9 protein-coding genes are annotated in these 15,305 nt (G+C 76.0%); 5 read left to right on the forward strand and 4 right to left on the reverse strand.

Going from position 1 to position 15,305, the window contains the following annotated elements; genetic code table 11:
• Positions 1 to 35 precede the first annotated feature (35 nt).
• A complete protein-coding gene (locus tag CFLA_RS07740) occupies positions 36 to 1,208 on the reverse strand; it encodes a winged helix DNA-binding domain-containing protein (protein WP_052302816.1) in 1,173 nt (390 codons plus the stop codon).
• Positions 1,209 to 1,328: 120 nt separating this feature from the next.
• Between CFLA_RS07740 and CFLA_RS07745 the strand changes: the two genes are divergently transcribed.
• Both CFLA_RS07745 and CFLA_RS07750 read left to right on the forward strand, forming a co-directional pair.
• A complete protein-coding gene (locus CFLA_RS07745) occupies positions 1,329 to 3,941 on the forward strand; it encodes an FtsK/SpoIIIE family DNA translocase (RefSeq protein WP_013116766.1) in 2,613 nt (870 codons plus the stop codon).
• Between the two features lie 15 nt (positions 3,942 to 3,956).
• Positions 3,957 to 6,131 (forward strand): putative bifunctional diguanylate cyclase/phosphodiesterase, encoded by a 2,175-nt coding sequence (locus CFLA_RS07750; RefSeq protein ID WP_013116767.1) that lies wholly within the window; start codon positions 3,957 to 3,959, stop codon positions 6,129 to 6,131.
• Positions 6,132 to 6,196: 65 nt separating this feature from the next.
• On the opposite strand, the gene CFLA_RS07755 is transcribed toward CFLA_RS07750, so the two are convergent.
• Positions 6,197 to 7,456, reverse strand: a complete 1,260-nt coding sequence (locus CFLA_RS07755) for a CapA family protein (RefSeq protein ID WP_245530319.1) — start codon at positions 7,454 to 7,456, stop codon at positions 6,197 to 6,199.
• Between the two features lie 173 nt (positions 7,457 to 7,629).
• Here CFLA_RS07755 and pgsA point away from each other — a divergent pair, with 173 nt between their 5' ends.
• From pgsA to CFLA_RS07770, 3 genes are all read left to right on the forward strand, one after another.
• Positions 7,630 to 8,223 (forward strand): CDP-diacylglycerol--glycerol-3-phosphate 3-phosphatidyltransferase, encoded by a 594-nt coding sequence (gene pgsA, locus CFLA_RS07760; protein ID WP_013116769.1) that lies wholly within the window; start codon positions 7,630 to 7,632, stop codon positions 8,221 to 8,223.
• Positions 8,220 to 8,693: a CinA family protein gene (locus tag CFLA_RS07765; RefSeq protein WP_013116770.1), complete on the forward strand. Its 474-nt coding sequence runs from the start codon at positions 8,220 to 8,222 to the stop codon at positions 8,691 to 8,693. Before pgsA ends, CFLA_RS07765 begins: the two co-directional genes overlap by 4 nt.
• 232 nt (positions 8,694 to 8,925) lie before the next feature.
• Positions 8,926 to 9,288, forward strand: coding sequence for a helix-turn-helix domain-containing protein (locus tag CFLA_RS07770; RefSeq protein ID WP_013116771.1), 363 nt, complete (start codon positions 8,926 to 8,928; stop codon positions 9,286 to 9,288).
• Positions 9,289 to 9,300: 12 nt separating this feature from the next.
• Here the strand turns inward: CFLA_RS07770 and CFLA_RS07775 are convergent, their stop codons facing one another.
• Both CFLA_RS07775 and CFLA_RS07780 read right to left on the reverse strand, forming a co-directional pair.
• Positions 9,301 to 10,119 (reverse strand): DNA-formamidopyrimidine glycosylase family protein, encoded by an 819-nt coding sequence (locus CFLA_RS07775; RefSeq protein WP_013116772.1) that lies wholly within the window; start codon positions 10,117 to 10,119, stop codon positions 9,301 to 9,303.
• Between the two features lie 62 nt (positions 10,120 to 10,181).
• Positions 10,182 to 15,266, reverse strand: a complete 5,085-nt coding sequence (locus tag CFLA_RS07780) for an Lhr family ATP-dependent helicase (protein ID WP_013116773.1) — start codon at positions 15,264 to 15,266, stop codon at positions 10,182 to 10,184.
• Positions 15,267 to 15,305: the final 39 nt, after the last annotated feature.

A 15,305-nucleotide genomic window follows, 5' to 3' on the forward strand; every position in this document is an offset into this window, starting at 1 on the left:
CTCGGACGACGGGTCTCCCGGGCGGCGGCCGGTCGTCAGGGGGTGCGCACGCCTCGGAACGCCGCCAGCAGGCCGTGCTGCTCGTCGACGCCGGCGCGGACGGCCCGGGTCCAGGGGCGCGACGGCGTCACGTCGAGGTGCAGCACGCGGCCCCGGGCCCGCGGCCGCCACGTCCCGACGACCTCGCCGTCGACGACCACGGCACCGGGCCGACCCAGCACCGGCCAGAGCGAGGCGCGCACCTGCGGGTCCGGCGCGAGCAGGTCGCGGTCGCGCGCCTGGAGGAACAGGTCGTACGGGCCGAGCAGGCGCACGCAGGGCGGCGCGTCGACCCTCGCCGCAGCCCGCAGGGCGTCGAGGTCCTCGACCAGCACCTGGCACGTGCGGCCCTCGACGTCGACGTCCACGACGTCGGAGGGCCAGCGGGCCGCGACCTCCCGCGCGGGTGCGTCGAGGAACCCGGCGACGAGCGCCGGCGTGGTCGGACCGAGCAGGTGCAGCGCCGTCCGCACGACGTCGAGCGGCTCGCCGGCCGCGGGTGGCTCCGTGCGGCCCACCTGGGACGACGGCCATCGCGCGATGCGTCGCAGCACGGGCGGCGACGTCCCGGCCTCGAGCTCGAGGCCCGCGTGGAGCGCAGCCAGCCTGAACGTCTGCTCGTACATGTGCACCGCGCCGCAGGGGCGGCACTCCCGCAGGTACGCATCGGGCATGGCCGCCGTCATGGCGGTCGAGACCTCGCCCTTCACCATCGGCCGCACCACGACCTCGCGCATCGCGCGCGCGGTCGCGGCGATCGCCTGCGTCGGAGGTGTCCCGGCTGCACGCAGGGGCCGTGCGGCGTCGAAGATGCGCTTCGCCGCGTCCCCGTCCGACCACGGCCGGACCGCACGCTCGACGGCGCGCAGGTCCCCGCGCCGGTAGGCGTGCGGGGCACCCCGCAGCGTCCAGGCGTACGCGAGGGCCTCCGGGTGATCCGCCGCGCGCACCGCGACCCCTCGTAGCGCGAGCGCCCACAGCGCACCGTCGGGTCCCGTGTCCTGCACGCCCAGGTCGAGCACGGCGGCGTCCGTGGGGTCCGTCACGGACCCCGGCGCCCGGTCGAGCTGCTGGACGCCGGCGCGGTGCCGCAGCACCGCGGGGCGGTCGACCCGGACGGGTGCCCCCGTGCCCTCGTGCCCGCGGCCACGCGCCGCTGCGGATGCCATGCGCCGCATGGTGCCACCACCCACCGACACGCGCGCCGGGCGCCGCCCTCGTCCACCTCACGGGCGACACGGGCACGCGCCAACGCGGTCCCGGCCCGTCGCGACGCTACCGTGAGGACCATGGCGACCCGTACGACCCCCGGCCCCGCGCGTCCGACGCGCGCCTCCGGCGCGGGTGCACGGTCGACGAAGGCCGGGTCCACGCGGGGCGGTACCCGGCCCGCAGGGCGCCCCGCGGCACCCGCGCGCCCGGCCCTGCCGCTGCGGATCGTGCGCGGCATCTGGATGGGGGCGGCCCATCTCGTCGGGGGGACCGCGCGGCACGTCGGTGCCGGTGCGCGCGACCTGGACCCGGCGCACCGCCGTGACGGCCTCGCGCTGACGCTCGTGGCGCTGGCCGTCGTCGTCGCGGCACGCGAGTGGTGGGACCTGTCGGGCAGCGCGGGCGACGTCATCCACAACGTCGTGGCCGGCACGTTCGGTGTCGTCGGCGTGGCCGTGCCCGTCGTGCTCCTGGGCCTGGGCGTGCGGCTCATGCGGCACCCCGACCGCGTGCAGGCCAACTCCCGGATCGGTATCGGCCTGACCGCGATCACGGTGGCCGTCTGCGGGATCGTGCACCTCACGCAGGGTCTGCCGGGGACCCAGGACATGGCGGCGGTCCGCAGCGCCGGGGGCATCGTCGGCTTCGGTGTCGGGACACCGCTGGCCTCGATGCTCACGACCGTGGTCGCCGGCCTGCTGCTGGGCATCCTCGCCTTCTTCGGGGTCCTCGTCGTCACGGCCACGCCCGTGCACCTCATCGGCCCGCGGCTCGCGGCGCTCTACCGGCGCCTCACCGGGCACCACGAGGAGCCTGCCGCGGTCCCGGACGAGCCGCTGGTGATCGAGGCGCTGCACAGCGCGCGTCCCGAGGCTCCGGCGAAGCCGAGGCGCCGCATGCTCGGCCGGCGGCGGGCGCCCTCCGCTGCCGACCCCGAGGACGGTCGCCTCGATGAGTACGTCGGCGACGAGGCCTTCGAGCGTGCCGCGGTCGTGGCGCGCGAGGAGGAGGAGGCGGCGGCGGCAGCCGCCGCGGACGCGGTGGCGACGCGCCGCATGGCGCCGGTCGCACCCGAGACCGCACCCACCGAGGTCGCCGCGCTCCCGGCGCCGCCGACGAGCGGCGTGCCGCGCGGCGAGCAGCCGATGCTCGAGGGCGACGTCGTCTACATCCTGCCCACCGAGGACGTCCTCGCGAAGGGGCCGCCGCACAAGGTGCGATCGGCCGCCAACGACCGCGTCGTCGAGTCCCTGACGTCCGTGCTCGAGCAGTTCGAGATCGACGCGCAGGTCACGGGGTTCACGCGCGGCCCGACCGTGACCCGCTACGAGGTCGAGCTCGGCCCGGCCGTCAAGGTCGAGCGTGTGACCGCGCTGAGCAAGAACATCGCCTACGCGGTCGCGAGCGCCGACGTGCGCATCCTCTCGCCGATCCCCGGCAAGTCGGCCATCGGCATCGAGATCCCCAACACCGACCGCGAGACCGTCGCGCTGGGTGACGTGCTGCGCTCGTCCGCGGCGAAGCGCAGCGAGCACCCGATGGTGATCGGCGTGGGCAAGGACGTCGAGGGCGGCTACGTCGTGGCGAACCTCGCCAAGATGCCGCACCTGCTGGTCGCGGGCGCGACCGGCGCGGGCAAGTCGTCGTTCGTCAACTCGATGATCGTGTCGATCCTCATGCGCTCGACGCCCGACGAGGTGCGCATGATCCTCGTCGACCCCAAGCGCGTCGAGCTCACGCTGTACGAGGGCATCCCGCACCTCATCACGCCCATCATCACGAACCCCAAGAAGGCCGCCGAGGCCCTCGAGTGGGTCGTGCGCGAGATGGAGGCGCGGTACGACGACCTCGCGATGTTCGGCTACAAGCACATCGACGACTTCAACGCCGCGGTGCGTGCCGGCAAGGTCAAGCCGCTGCCGGGCTCCGAGCGCAAGATCGCGACGTACCCGTACCTGCTGGTGATCGTCGACGAGCTCGCCGACCTCATGATGGTCGCGCCGCGTGACGTCGAGGCCTCGATCCAGCGCATCACGCAGCTCGCGCGTGCCGCCGGCATCCACCTGGTCCTGGCCACGCAGCGCCCGTCGGTCGACGTCGTCACCGGCCTCATCAAGGCCAACGTGCCCTCGCGCCTGGCGTTCGCGACGAGCTCGCTCACGGACTCGCGCGTCGTGCTCGACCAGCCCGGCGCCGAGAAGCTCATCGGTCAGGGCGACGCGCTGTTCCTGCCCATGGGCGCGGCCAAGCCCATGCGCACGCAGGGTGCGTGGGTGTCGGAGTCCGAGATCCACGCGGTCGTGGAGCACGTCAAGCAGCAGCTCAAGCCCGTGTACCGCGAGGACGTCACCGTGCAGGCCGCCAAGAAGCAGGTGGACGAGGACATCGGCGACGACCTCGACCTGCTGCTGCAGGCCGCCGAGCTGGTCGTCACGACCCAGTTCGGGTCGACGTCGATGCTGCAGCGCAAGCTGCGCGTCGGCTTCGCCAAGGCCGGTCGCCTCATGGACCTGCTGGAGTCGCGCGAGATCGTCGGCCCGTCGGAGGGCTCCAAGGCGCGCGAGGTGCTGCTGCAGCCCGACGACCTGCCCGCGACGCTCGCGATGCTGCGGGGCGAGCCGGGAGCCGCGGCACCCCCGCCGGCGGACGAGGAGAGCGACGACGGGCACGGGCCCGTCGGCGACGACTGAGCCGGGACCGGGCGCATGAGCTCAGGTCTGGTCGGTCCCTACAGCGTCGTCACCACCGTGATCGCGGTCGTCGCCGTGGCAGCGCTCGGCACGGTGCTGGTGCTGCTGCGCCGCGAGCGGGTGCAGGCGCGGCGCAACGTCGACCTCGTGCGCGTCGCGCGCCAGCTCCACAAGCGGTACGACGCGCTGCAGCTCGTCACCAGCGAGGGCGTCGTCGTCCAGTCGCGCGACGGGACCGTCCTGGACCTCTCCGAGCGTGCCGCCCAGATCCTGGGCGTGACGCGGGAGTCGGTGGTCGGCGCGCCCGTCGGGCGCATGCCGGTGGTACTGCTCGACGACCGCGGCCTGGCCGTGAACCCCGGTCTCGTGCTGGGGCGACACGACACCGACCCCGAGGAGCGCACGACGGTCGTCACGCTCGTGCCGCCGGGCCCGGGGGTGCGTCCGTCCGTCGTCCAGGTCACGAGCCGCGTGATGCCGCCCGACGAGGACGGCGAGACCTCGGTGCTCACGACCGTCGTCGACATCACGGCGCGGCACGACGTCGAGGTGGCGCTGTCGCGCAGCGAGACCCAGTTCAAGGTCGCGATGGAGAACGCGCCCATCGGCATGGCGCTCGTCGACCTGCAGTGGCGGATCTCCGAGGCCAACGTCGCGCTCGCCGAGCTGCTGGGCACGCACGCGTCGGCGCTGCGCGGCTACCGGATCGACGAGCTGAGCGCCCCCGAGGACCGCGCGGCCCAGCGCATGGAGATGGACAAGCTGCTCGGCGGTGGGCAGCAGCGCTTCTCGCTGGAGATGCGCTGCCGGCGCGCGGACGACCAGCTCGTCTGGGTGGTGCTCGACGCCGCCCTCGTGCGGGCCGGCGACGGCGCGCCCGATCACTTCGTCGTCCAGGTGCGCGACGCCACCGAGTCGAAGATGCAGGCGGAGATGCTCACGCACCGCGCCATGCACGACCCGCTCACGGGGCTCGCCAACCGGACGCTGCTGCAGGAGGTGCTGCAGACGGCGCTCGCGCAACCGGGCGCGGTCGACCGCATCGCGGTGCTGGCGTGCGACCTCGACGGGTTCAAGGGGATCAACGACCGGTACGGCCACGCGGCGGGGGACGACATCCTCGTGCACGTCGCCGGCGTGCTGCGAGCGGCATCGGCGGGCAGCGGCACGGTCGCGCGGCTCGGTGGCGACGAGTTCGTGGTCGTCGTCCAGGACGTGCACGCCGCGAAGGCGGTGTTCGAGGTCGCCAACGAGATCCACTCGGGGCTGGCGGAACCCGTGCGCGTCGGGCGGCGGCGGCTCGGGGTCGCGGCCAGCGTGGGCATCGCGCTGGCCGAGCCGCACCTCGTCGAGGCGGGGGCGCCCACCCTCCTGGCCGCCGCCGACGCGGCGCTGTACCGCGCCAAGCAGAGCGGCCGTGGTCGGACGGAGGTCTACGACACGTCGATGGAGCTCGCGGCGCCGTCGAACGTGCACCGCGAGCTCCTGCACGCGATCACGACGGGCGAGATCGTCGTGCACTACCAGCCGATCGTCGACCTGTCCGACTCGCGGGTCGTCGGCTACGAGGCCCTCGTGCGCTGGCAGCACCCGCACCGGGGTCTGCTGCTGCCCGGGGCGTTCCTCCCGCAGGTGCAGGAGGCGGGGGTCTCCGTCATGCTCGGGCAGCTCGTCGCCTCGCGCGTCGTCGAGTTCCTCGCCACGAACGCGCACGACGGCCGGTGGGTGTCGGTGAACGTCTCGGCCGACCAGCTCGGGGACTCCGAGCTCGCGACGCGCCTGCTGCAGGACCTGTCGCGCCACCGCGTCACCGCAGGGCGGCTCGTCCTCGAGCTGACGGAGTCCTCGCTCGTCGCCTCGGGCACGCGGATCCGGCACGAGCTCACGCAGCTGTCGGCTGCCGGCGTGCCGATCCTGCTCGACGACTTCGGGACGGGCGTCTCGCCGCTGTCCTACCTGCGGGACCTGCCGGTCGCCGGCGTGAAGCTCGACATGTCGTTCACGTCGGGGATCCCGCACGACCCCACGGCGGGCAAGGTGGTGCGGGCTCTCGGCGCGCTCGCGCGCGAGCTGGCGATGGTGACCATCGCCGAGGGGATCGAGAACGAGGAGCAGGCCGACTTCCTGCGGCGCAACGGCTGGCGCTACGGCCAGGGCTGGCTCTACGGGGGCGCGCTGCCGATGGAGTGACGCCCGTGCCAGGGGAGCGTGGCGCTCGGTCGACGCGGCGGGTCGGTCGGGTGGAGGTCGTGGGGTCAGCGCGGGCGCGCGACGACGACCGGGGGCGCGCCGGTGGGGGACGCCGGAGCGGTGCGCTCGGGGGCGCTCGGCCCCGCGGCCTCCCGGACGAGCGACAGCCGGCGGGTGACCTGCGCGGCGTCCAGCGTCGCGGTGCCGCCGGGGACGTCGACGAGCGCGTGCACCTGGTGGCCCCCACGTCGGTCGACCGTGATCGGTGTCCAGGCCACGGACGTGACGCGCGCCGGCCCGGCGGGGGTGCCGTGCGCGGGGTCGGCACCCGGCACGACGACCTCCGCGCTGAGCAGCAGGCCGGACGCGCTCTGCGCCACGCAGCACGCGTCGTCCTGGTTGGACACGTGGTTGCCGAGGCCGTACGCCACCCACATACCCTGACCGCCGGGCCCGCCGGGCAGCTGTTCGACGGGCTGCGGGACGTGCGCGTGGTGCCCGATGACGAGGTCGACCTCGCCCGACGCGGCGAGCCGCCCCGCGAGCGTGCGTTGCGCGTCGGTCGGCGCCGTGCGGTACTCGGTACCCCAGTGGAGGCTGAGGACCACGACGTCCGCCCCCGCGGCGCGGGCGGCCGCCGCGCGCTGCACGAGGTCCTCGGCGTCGATGCGCAGGACCGACCACGGCTTGTCCGCGTCGACGGGCATGCCGTTCGTGCCGTAGGTCGCCGCGAGGTGCGCCACCGTGACGACCCGGCCGGCCCGCTCGAGCTCGTAGAGCTGCGGTGCGACGCCCTCGACGGCCGAGCGCGCGGTGCCGACGTGCCCGAGGCCGACCGCGTCGAGCGCGTCGAGCGTCGCGCCGACACCGGCCCAGCCGCGGTCCACGGAGTGGTTCGACGCGGTGGAGCAACCGTCCCACCCCTGGTCCGCGAGGCCGTCCGCGAGCTGGGCGGGTGCCCCGAAGACGGGGAAGCCGGACGGTGCCGACCCGGCGGGGGCGACGGGGACCTCGAGGTGGCACAGCGCGAGGTCGGCGCCGCGCACCCACGGGTCGAGCGGGCCGAGGACCCGCGAGAAGTCGTAGCCGTCGCCGTCGCGTGCCGAGCGCAGCACCGGCATGTGGGGGAGCACGTCACCCGCGGCGACGAGGCTGATCCCGACGTCCGGCTCCCGGGTCGGTTCCGGGACCGGCTCCGCGGTCGGCGCGGGCGTGCGGGCCGGCGCGAGGTAGGCACCGGCGACGGTGGGCGCGGCGGCCAGCTGGTGCGCCGGGGCCGCGGTCGGTGCGAGCGCGGCCACGCCGACTGCGAGGGCGACGCTCACGAGGGTGCACGTGACCACGGCCGGGAGCACCGGCCGGTGCAGTTCCCGGGCGTGACGAGGCACCCGCCGGACGCTAGTCGGTCGTGCGTCCAGGACCCTCCGCCGGACGGGTGACGTGGCGGGCGAAGTCCGCCGCGTCGTCGGCGGCCCGTGACGGCCCGTAGGCTGGGGGCGTGGTCGACGTCGCTCCTTCCGTGTGGAACCCGGCCAACGTCGTCACGGTCCTGCGGATCGCCGTCGTCCCGGTCTTCGCCGTCGCGTTGCTCGCGGACGGCGGTCACACCGTCGGCGGGCGCCTGCTCGCGACCGGCCTGTTCGTCCTCGCCGCAGCGTCCGACCGGCTCGACGGTTGGCTCGCGCGCCGCTCCGGCCAGGTGACCGACCTCGGCAAGCTGCTCGACCCCATCGCCGACAAACTGCTCGTCGGCAGCGCGCTCGTGCTGCTGTCGTGGCTCGGCGACCTGTGGTGGGCCGTGACGGCCGTCGTGCTCGTGCGTGAGCTCGGCATCACCGTCATGCGGTTCTTCCTGCTGCGGTACGTGGTGCTGCCGGCGTCGCGCGGCGGCAAGCTCAAGACGGTCCTGCAGGCCGTGGCGATCTCGCTGTACCTGCTGCCGCTCACGCACCTGCCGGCATTCGTCGGGGTCGTGGCGGGCGTCGTCATGGGCGCGGCCGTCCTCGTCACCCTGGTGACCGGGATCGACTACGTGCGCGACGCGCTACGGATCCGGCGGGCGGCGGGGCTGCCGCCCGTCGTCGGACCGTGAGCGACGCAGCCCGGCTCCTGGCGGTCCTCGGCGACCAGGGGTGGACGCTCGCCGTCGCCGAGTCCCTCACCGGGGGCCTGGTCACCGCCGGTCTGGTCGGCGTGCCGGGTGCCTCGGCCGTGCTGCGCGGCGGCGTCGTCGCCTACGCCACCGACCTCAAGGCGTCGCTGCTCGACGTGGACGCGGGGCTGCTGGCCCAGCGCGGTCCGGTCGACCCCGACGTGGCGGCCGCGATGGCGCGGGGCGCCGCGCAGCGACTCGGTGCGCACGTCGGCCTGGCGACGACGGGTGTGGCGGGCCCGGGTCCGCAGGACGGCCACGCCCCCGGCACGGTGCACGTCGCCGTCGTCACGCCCCGCGACGCCCGCGTCGTGAGCCTCGTGCTGCCGGGCGACCGCGCCGCTGTCCGGGCCGCCGCGTGCGCCCAGGTGCTCGCCCTCGCCGTGGAGACCGTCACGCCCGGCACCTGACGTGTCCGGTCCGTCACCCGGTGTCGCGATCGGGAACACCCGGAGGGCCCTCCTCGTTGGGTCCGATGTGATGACGACGCGACCGCCGGCGCGCGGGACAGGGGCACGCTCCGGCGGTGCGCGGTACGGTGGACGTCTCCCGGACCCCCGGCCGGGAGCAGCAAGGGGGACGGCCGGCCGCGCGGTCGGTCCGTCCGGTGACCGAGGACACGACGTGAGGGGAGGAGCCCAGATGGTCGTTCTGCGACGAGAGATCGGCGACGTCCTGCGTGACGCGCGCCAGCGCCAAGGGCGGACCCTTCGAGAGGTCTCCTCGGCGGCCCGTGTCTCGTTGGGGTACCTCAGCGAGGTCGAGCGTGGTCAGAAGGAGGCGTCGTCGGAGCTGCTGAGCAGCATCTGCGACGCGCTCGACGTGCCGATGTCCCTGGTGCTGCGCGAGGTCAGCGACCGCGTCGCGGTGGCCGAGGGCCTGCTCATCCCCGACACCGTCCCGGCGGACCTCACGGCGGCGGCAGGCCTGCCCGGTGGCGACCGTGCCGTCGGCGGCGACGCCGGCTGGGCGATGCCGCGCTCGGAGCTGGCCCCGGTCGGCTGAGTCCGCGCGGCCCTATCGGCCGCGCACCTGACACCCGGGGCACCAGTACGCCTGCCGCTGCGTCGGCGGTGCCCCGACGTCGTGACGTGCCACTCGTGCACCGCAGCGCGTGCACGTCCGTCCCTCCCGTCCGTAGACGGCCGACGCTGGCCGCCCGGTGGCCACCGACTCCCGCAGCAGCGCGCGAGCAGCGCGCAGCACCTCGGCCGCGTCCGTGACCCGGTCGGCCGGCGCCCACGGCCACCACCCGCGCGCGAACAGCGACTCGGCCATGAAGATCGTCCCGATGCCGACGACGACGCGCTGGTCGAGCAGCACCTCCGCCACGGGCCGCGGCCCCTGTGCGGCCCAGCGGCGCAGCGCCTCGTCGATCCCCGGGACCGGCAGGTCCAGCACGGGCGGTCCCGCCCACGGCACGCCGGGCGTGGTGTCGAAGTCGCCGTCCAGCACGTCGGGGCCGAGGTGCCCCAGGAGCGTGCCCTCGGTGCTCGTGGGCACGACGTCGAGCATGCCCAGGCGGTAGCCGACCGCCGTCCACCCGTCGCTGGCGAGCACCGCGCGCACCTCGGGCGAGCGTGCCGCGGCCCGGCGGTCCGTGCTGGGCACGAGCCGCCACGTGCCGTCCATCCGCAGGTGCGTGTGCAGCGTGCGCCCGTCGTCGAACCGCGTCAGCAGGTGCTTGCCGTAGGGGCGGGTCCCCAGCACCGTGCGGCCGACGAGGTCCACGGTCGCGGCGGTCGGCCAGCGGAGGTCCGCCCGCACGAGCCTGCGGCCTGCGAGGGCGCGGTCGAGGTGCGCGGCGGTGCGGCGCAGGACGTCACCCTCGGGCATCGTCGCTCACGGTCGCGCCGCCCGGCGTGCCGTCGGCCGTCGCTCGGGCCGTCACGCCGGCCTCACGACGCCTGCAGGCGCAGGCCGCGCGGGGTCGTGAGGAAGCCGGCGGCGGTCAGCGCGACGGCTGCCGGCGAGGACAGCACGTCCGACGAGAGCACCTGGGCGCCGTCGATGCGCTCGACCGTGAGACGACCGGCGCGGCGGGCGCGCGTGGTGGTCACCAGGGCCCCCGCGGCGGCAGCGAGCACCGCCGGGTCCTGCGAGAACGTCAGCAGCGTGCGGCCGCCACGCTCGAGGTACAGCGCGAGGGCACCGTCGACGAGCGCGACGAGCGCGCCCGCCTTCCGCCCCGGCCGGTGACCGCTCCCGTCGCGGCCGGGCGGCGGGTCGGGCCACGCGAGCGCGGCGCCGTACGGGTTCGCCGGGTCGGTCGCGGCCAGCACGACGACCCACGGCTGGTCCCGCGACGACGACCGGCCCGGTGCGGTGCCGGACCACGTGCCGGGACCGCTCGGCGCGCCCCACGCGGGTGCGGGCACGTCCTGCCACGGCAGGTGGGGCCCGGCGGTGGGAGAGTCGTGTCGGTCGGCCGCACGCTCGCGCGCCCGGTCGACGACCTCCGCGTCCGCCCGCAGCTGGTCCACGGCACCCGGCAACGCGAACTGCGAGCCCCCGAGCCGTTCGACGAAGTACCCGCGCCGCACCTGCCCGGACTGCTCGAGCGCCGCGAGCACGCGGTACACGTCCGCGAACCGGCCGCCGATGCCCTCGGCCGGGGCGACCGCGCGCGTGAGCACGCCGTGCCGGTCGAGGAGCTGGGCGGCGAGCGCGTGCGCCCGCACCGTCGGGTCCGGCTCGCGCGCCGGCAGCAGCGACCAGCGGCCGGCCCCGGGCCCCGACGCGGTGCCCGTGGCCCGTGCGGCCGCGGCGTCGCGCACGGACGGCGGCACGCCGAGCCGCCCGCCCGCACGCAGGCCGAGACGCGGGCGCACCGGGCGGCCGCGCGCAGGGGCGGTACGCGTGCGGTGCGCGGTCGGCCCGGCGGCGAGCCAGGCCCGCAGCGGACCGAGACCGTCGTTGGTGACGCGGCCGGCCCACACGAGGTCCCACAGGGCCTCCAGCACGGCCGCCGCACCGGGCGGTGCGTCCTCGTCGAGCCAGACGGCCGCCACGCGGTCCACGAGCGCGCCGAGGAACCACGCCCCGCCGCCCTCGAGGGACGAGAGCACGGCCCGGTGCACGCGGTCGGACGCGCTCGCCTCGGGGTCGTCGAGGTCCGGCACCGGCGCGAGCGTGAGGTCGGCGACGCCCGCCGGGTGCAGCGAGACCAGGCCGTCGTGCCCCGCCAGCGGTGCGTGACCCGCCCACAGCACCTCGCCGGCCGACGTGAGCTCGTCGAGCATCGCCGGGACGTAGTCGGGCACGCGAGCGGGCAGCACGTGGGACTCGAGCGCCGACGCCGGTACGGCGAACCCGGCGAGCTGCTCGACCGCGCGCGCGACCGCGTCGACACCGCGCAGCCCGCTCGCACGCCGTCCCACGCCCTGCACGCCCTGCCACTGCGGGAGGAACACGCCGAGAGCCTGTGGGTCGACCGGCTCGACCTGGGCGCGCAGCGCGGCAAGCGAGCGCTGCCGCAGCCGCCGCAGCACGTCGGCGTCGCAGAACTCGTCGCCCGTGCCGCCCAGCACGTCGGGCCGCAGACGGCCCTGGACGAGGACGCGCGAGGCCTCCAGCCGGCGCAGCACCTCGGTGACGACGGCGACGCCGAGCCCGAACCGGGTGGCCGCCTGCGCCGCGGGGAACGGACCGCGCGTGCGGGCGTGGCGCCGCAGCAGGTCCGCCAGCGGGTCGGGGAGCACCTCGGTGAACACCTCGGGCACGCCCACGGGCAGCGCCACGCCGAGCGCGTCGCGCAGCCGCCCGGCGTCCTCCACGGCTGCCCACTGCTCCGCGCGGTCGGCCGGCACGCCCCCCAGGCGCACGCGGATCGCGCGCCGGGCGGACTCCAGCTCCGCGAGCCAGGCGGGCACCTCGTCGCGCACCTCGGGTCGCGTGCGGGCCTCGACCTCGGCGGTCGGCAGCGGGCCGTGCCGACGCAGCACGTCAGCCACCTGCTCGAGCGTGCCGGCCTGCCGGTCGGGCGCCGTCCCCGCGAGCTCGGCCTCGGTGCGCTGCACGGCCTCGGGGTCGAGCAGGTCCGCGAGCTGCGACTCGCCGCCGGTGCCGAGCAGCTCCGCGAGCAGCGTCGGGTCGAGGGTGAGGGCTGCCGCGCGGCGCTCGGCGAGCGGAGCGTCGCCCTCGTACAGGAACTGTGCGGTGTACCCGAACAGCAGCGACTGCGCGAAGGGTGAGGGGTGCGCGGTCGTCACCTCGACGACGCGCACGCGCCCGGCACCCACGTCGCGCATGAGGCCGGTGAGCGCCTCGGTGTCGAAGTCGTCCTGCAGGCACTCGCGCACCGCCTCGAGCAGGATCGGGAAGTCCGGGTAGCGCGACGCGACCTCGAGCAGCTGGGCCGCGCGCTGACGCTGCTGCCACAGCGGCTGCCGGCGGTCCGGACGGCGCCGGGGGAGCAGCAGCGCCCGGCCGGCGGCCTCGCGGAACCGCGCCGCGAACATCGCGGACGCCCCGAGCTCGTCGCGCACGGCCGGCAGCACCTCGTCCGGGTCGAGCAGCAGGTCCTCGAGCGACAACCGCGGTCCGGCGTCGGCACCCGCGTCGTCGCCCCACGTGCCGTCGGCCGCGCCGTCGAGCACGTCGGGCAGGCGCAGCACGATGCCGTCGTCGGCGTGCATGGCGGCCGCGTCGACGCCGTACCGCTCGCGCAGGCGCGCCGCCAGGACGAGCGCCCACGGCGCGTGCACCCGCGCGCCGTACGGGGAGTGCAGCACGATGCGCCAGTCGCCGAGCTCGTCACGGAAGCGCTCGACCACGACCACGCGGTCGCTCGGCACCTGACCCGTCGCCTCCTGCTGGTCACGCAGGTAGGCCAGCAGGTTGTCGGCGGCCCACGGGTCGAGGCCCGCCTGCTCCGCGCGCTCGCGCGCCCCGTCGTCGGGCAGTGCGGCGAGCTCGCGCACCCACGCGCCCAGCGCCCGGCCGAGCTCGGCGGGGCGCCCGGGTGCGTCGCCCTTCCAGAACGGCAGCCGGCCGGGTACACCCGGCGCCGGGGTCACGAGCACGCGGTCGGGCGTGATGTCCTCGATGCGCCACGTGCTCGACCCCAGGGTGAACGTGTCGCCGACGCGGGACTCGTAGACCATCTCCTCGTCGAGCTCGCCGACGCGCTTGCCGCCGCGCACCCGACCACCCGTCCGCTCGGCGTCCGCCGGCACGTCGCTGGTCCCGGCGTCGCCCGCGAGGAACACGCCGAACAGCCCACGGTCCGGGATCGTGCCGCCGCTCGTCACCGCGAGGCGCAACGCGCCCGGGCGCCCCGAGACCACGTCGGCGACCCGGTCCCACACGACGCGCGGCCGCAGCTCGGCGAAGTCCTCCGACGGGTAGCGGCCGGCGAGCATGTCGAGCACCGCGTGCAGCGTCGCGTCGCCCAGCGTCGCGAACGGCGCCGCACGACGCACGACTCGCGCGAGGTCGTCCACCGGCCAGTCGTCGACCGCGGCCATCGCCACGAGCTGCTGCGCGAGCACGTCGAGGGGGGTGGTGGGGACCGCGAGGGCCTCGAGCTCACCCGTGCGCATGCGTTGCGCGGTCACGGCCGCCGCGACGAGCTCGCCGCGGTACGTGGGGAACACGACACCGCGCGACACCGCACCGACCTGGTGCCCCGCGCGCCCGACGCGCTGCAACCCGCTGGCCACCGACGGCGGCGCGCCCACCTGCACGACGAGGTCGAGCGCGCCCATGTCGATCCCGAGCTCGAGCGAGCTCGTCGCGACCACGGCGGGCAGCCGGCCTGCCTTGAGCTCGGACTCGGTCCGGGTGCGCTCGGCGCGGCTCATCGAGCCGTGGTGCGCCCGCGCCACGATCGTCGAGGCGTCGCGCGTGTCGACGCCCGCCGACGTGCCGGACTGCCCCGGGGCGGCCGCCGGCTGCGCCGCGCCCGGGTCGGGCACGTCCCCGCCCCGCCGTTCGGCCCACACCTCGTTGATGCGCGCGGTGAGCCGCTCGGCGCCGCGGCGCGAGTTGGTGAAGACCAGGGTCGAGCGGTGCTCCGCGACGAGGTCGACCACGCGCTCCTCGACGTGCGGCCAGATCGACGTGCGCGGCGGTGAGGGGACGGGCTCGAGCGGGGCCGCACCGGGTGCCGGCGCGCCGAAGCCCGCGAGGTCGGGGTCGATCCCGGGTCCGCCGTACCGGTCGACCGTGCCGGGCGTGGTCCCGCTCGCACCCGGGCGTGCGGCCGCGGCGAGGTCGCCCAGGTCCGGCACCGGCACGACGACCTGCACGTCGATGACCTTCTGCGACGGCGGCTGCACGACCACGACCTGCCGGCCGCCCTCGGCCGGCGGGCGGGCGCCGCCGAGGAACGACGCCACCGCGTCGACCGGTCGCACCGTGGCGGAGAGGCCGACGCGCTGCGCGGGCCCCGGTCCGCCCTCGGCCTCCAGCAGCGCGTCGAGCCGCTCGAGACTGAGCGCGAGGTGCGCACCGCGCTTCGTCGCGGCCACCGCGTGGATCTCGTCGACGATCACGGTCCGCACGCCCGCGAGTCCCCGGCGGGCCGCCGACGTCAGCACGAGGTAGAGCGACTCGGGCGTCGTGATGAGCACGTCGGGCGGCGAGGTCGCGAACGCCCGCCGCTCGGCCGGGGGTGTGTCACCCGTGCGGATCCCGACCGTGACCTCCGGCAGCGCGCGCCCCAGGCGCGTCGCGGCCTGCCGGACGCCGACCAGCGGCGAGCGCAGGTTGCGTTCCACGTCCGTGGCCAGCGCCTTCAGGGGCGAGACGTACACCACGCGGCACCGTTGCGTCGGGTCCGCCGGAGCCTCACCCGTCAGCAGCCCGTCGAGCGCCCAGAGGAACGCGGCGAGCGTCTTGCCCGACCCGGTCGGGGCCACGACCAGTGCGTGGTCCCCGCCGGACACGGCCTCCCACGCCCCCGTCTGCGCCGCCGTGGGCGCCGCGAAGGCACCGGTGAACCACGCCCGGGTCGGGTCGGAGAAGCGGTCGAGCACCACCGGGCCATTGTGGTGGCAGGGTCCGACACGCGCGCGGTG

The organism is Cellulomonas flavigena DSM 20109, from assembly GCF_000092865.1.
GTDB lineage: Bacteria > Actinomycetota > Actinomycetes > Actinomycetales > Cellulomonadaceae > Cellulomonas > Cellulomonas flavigena.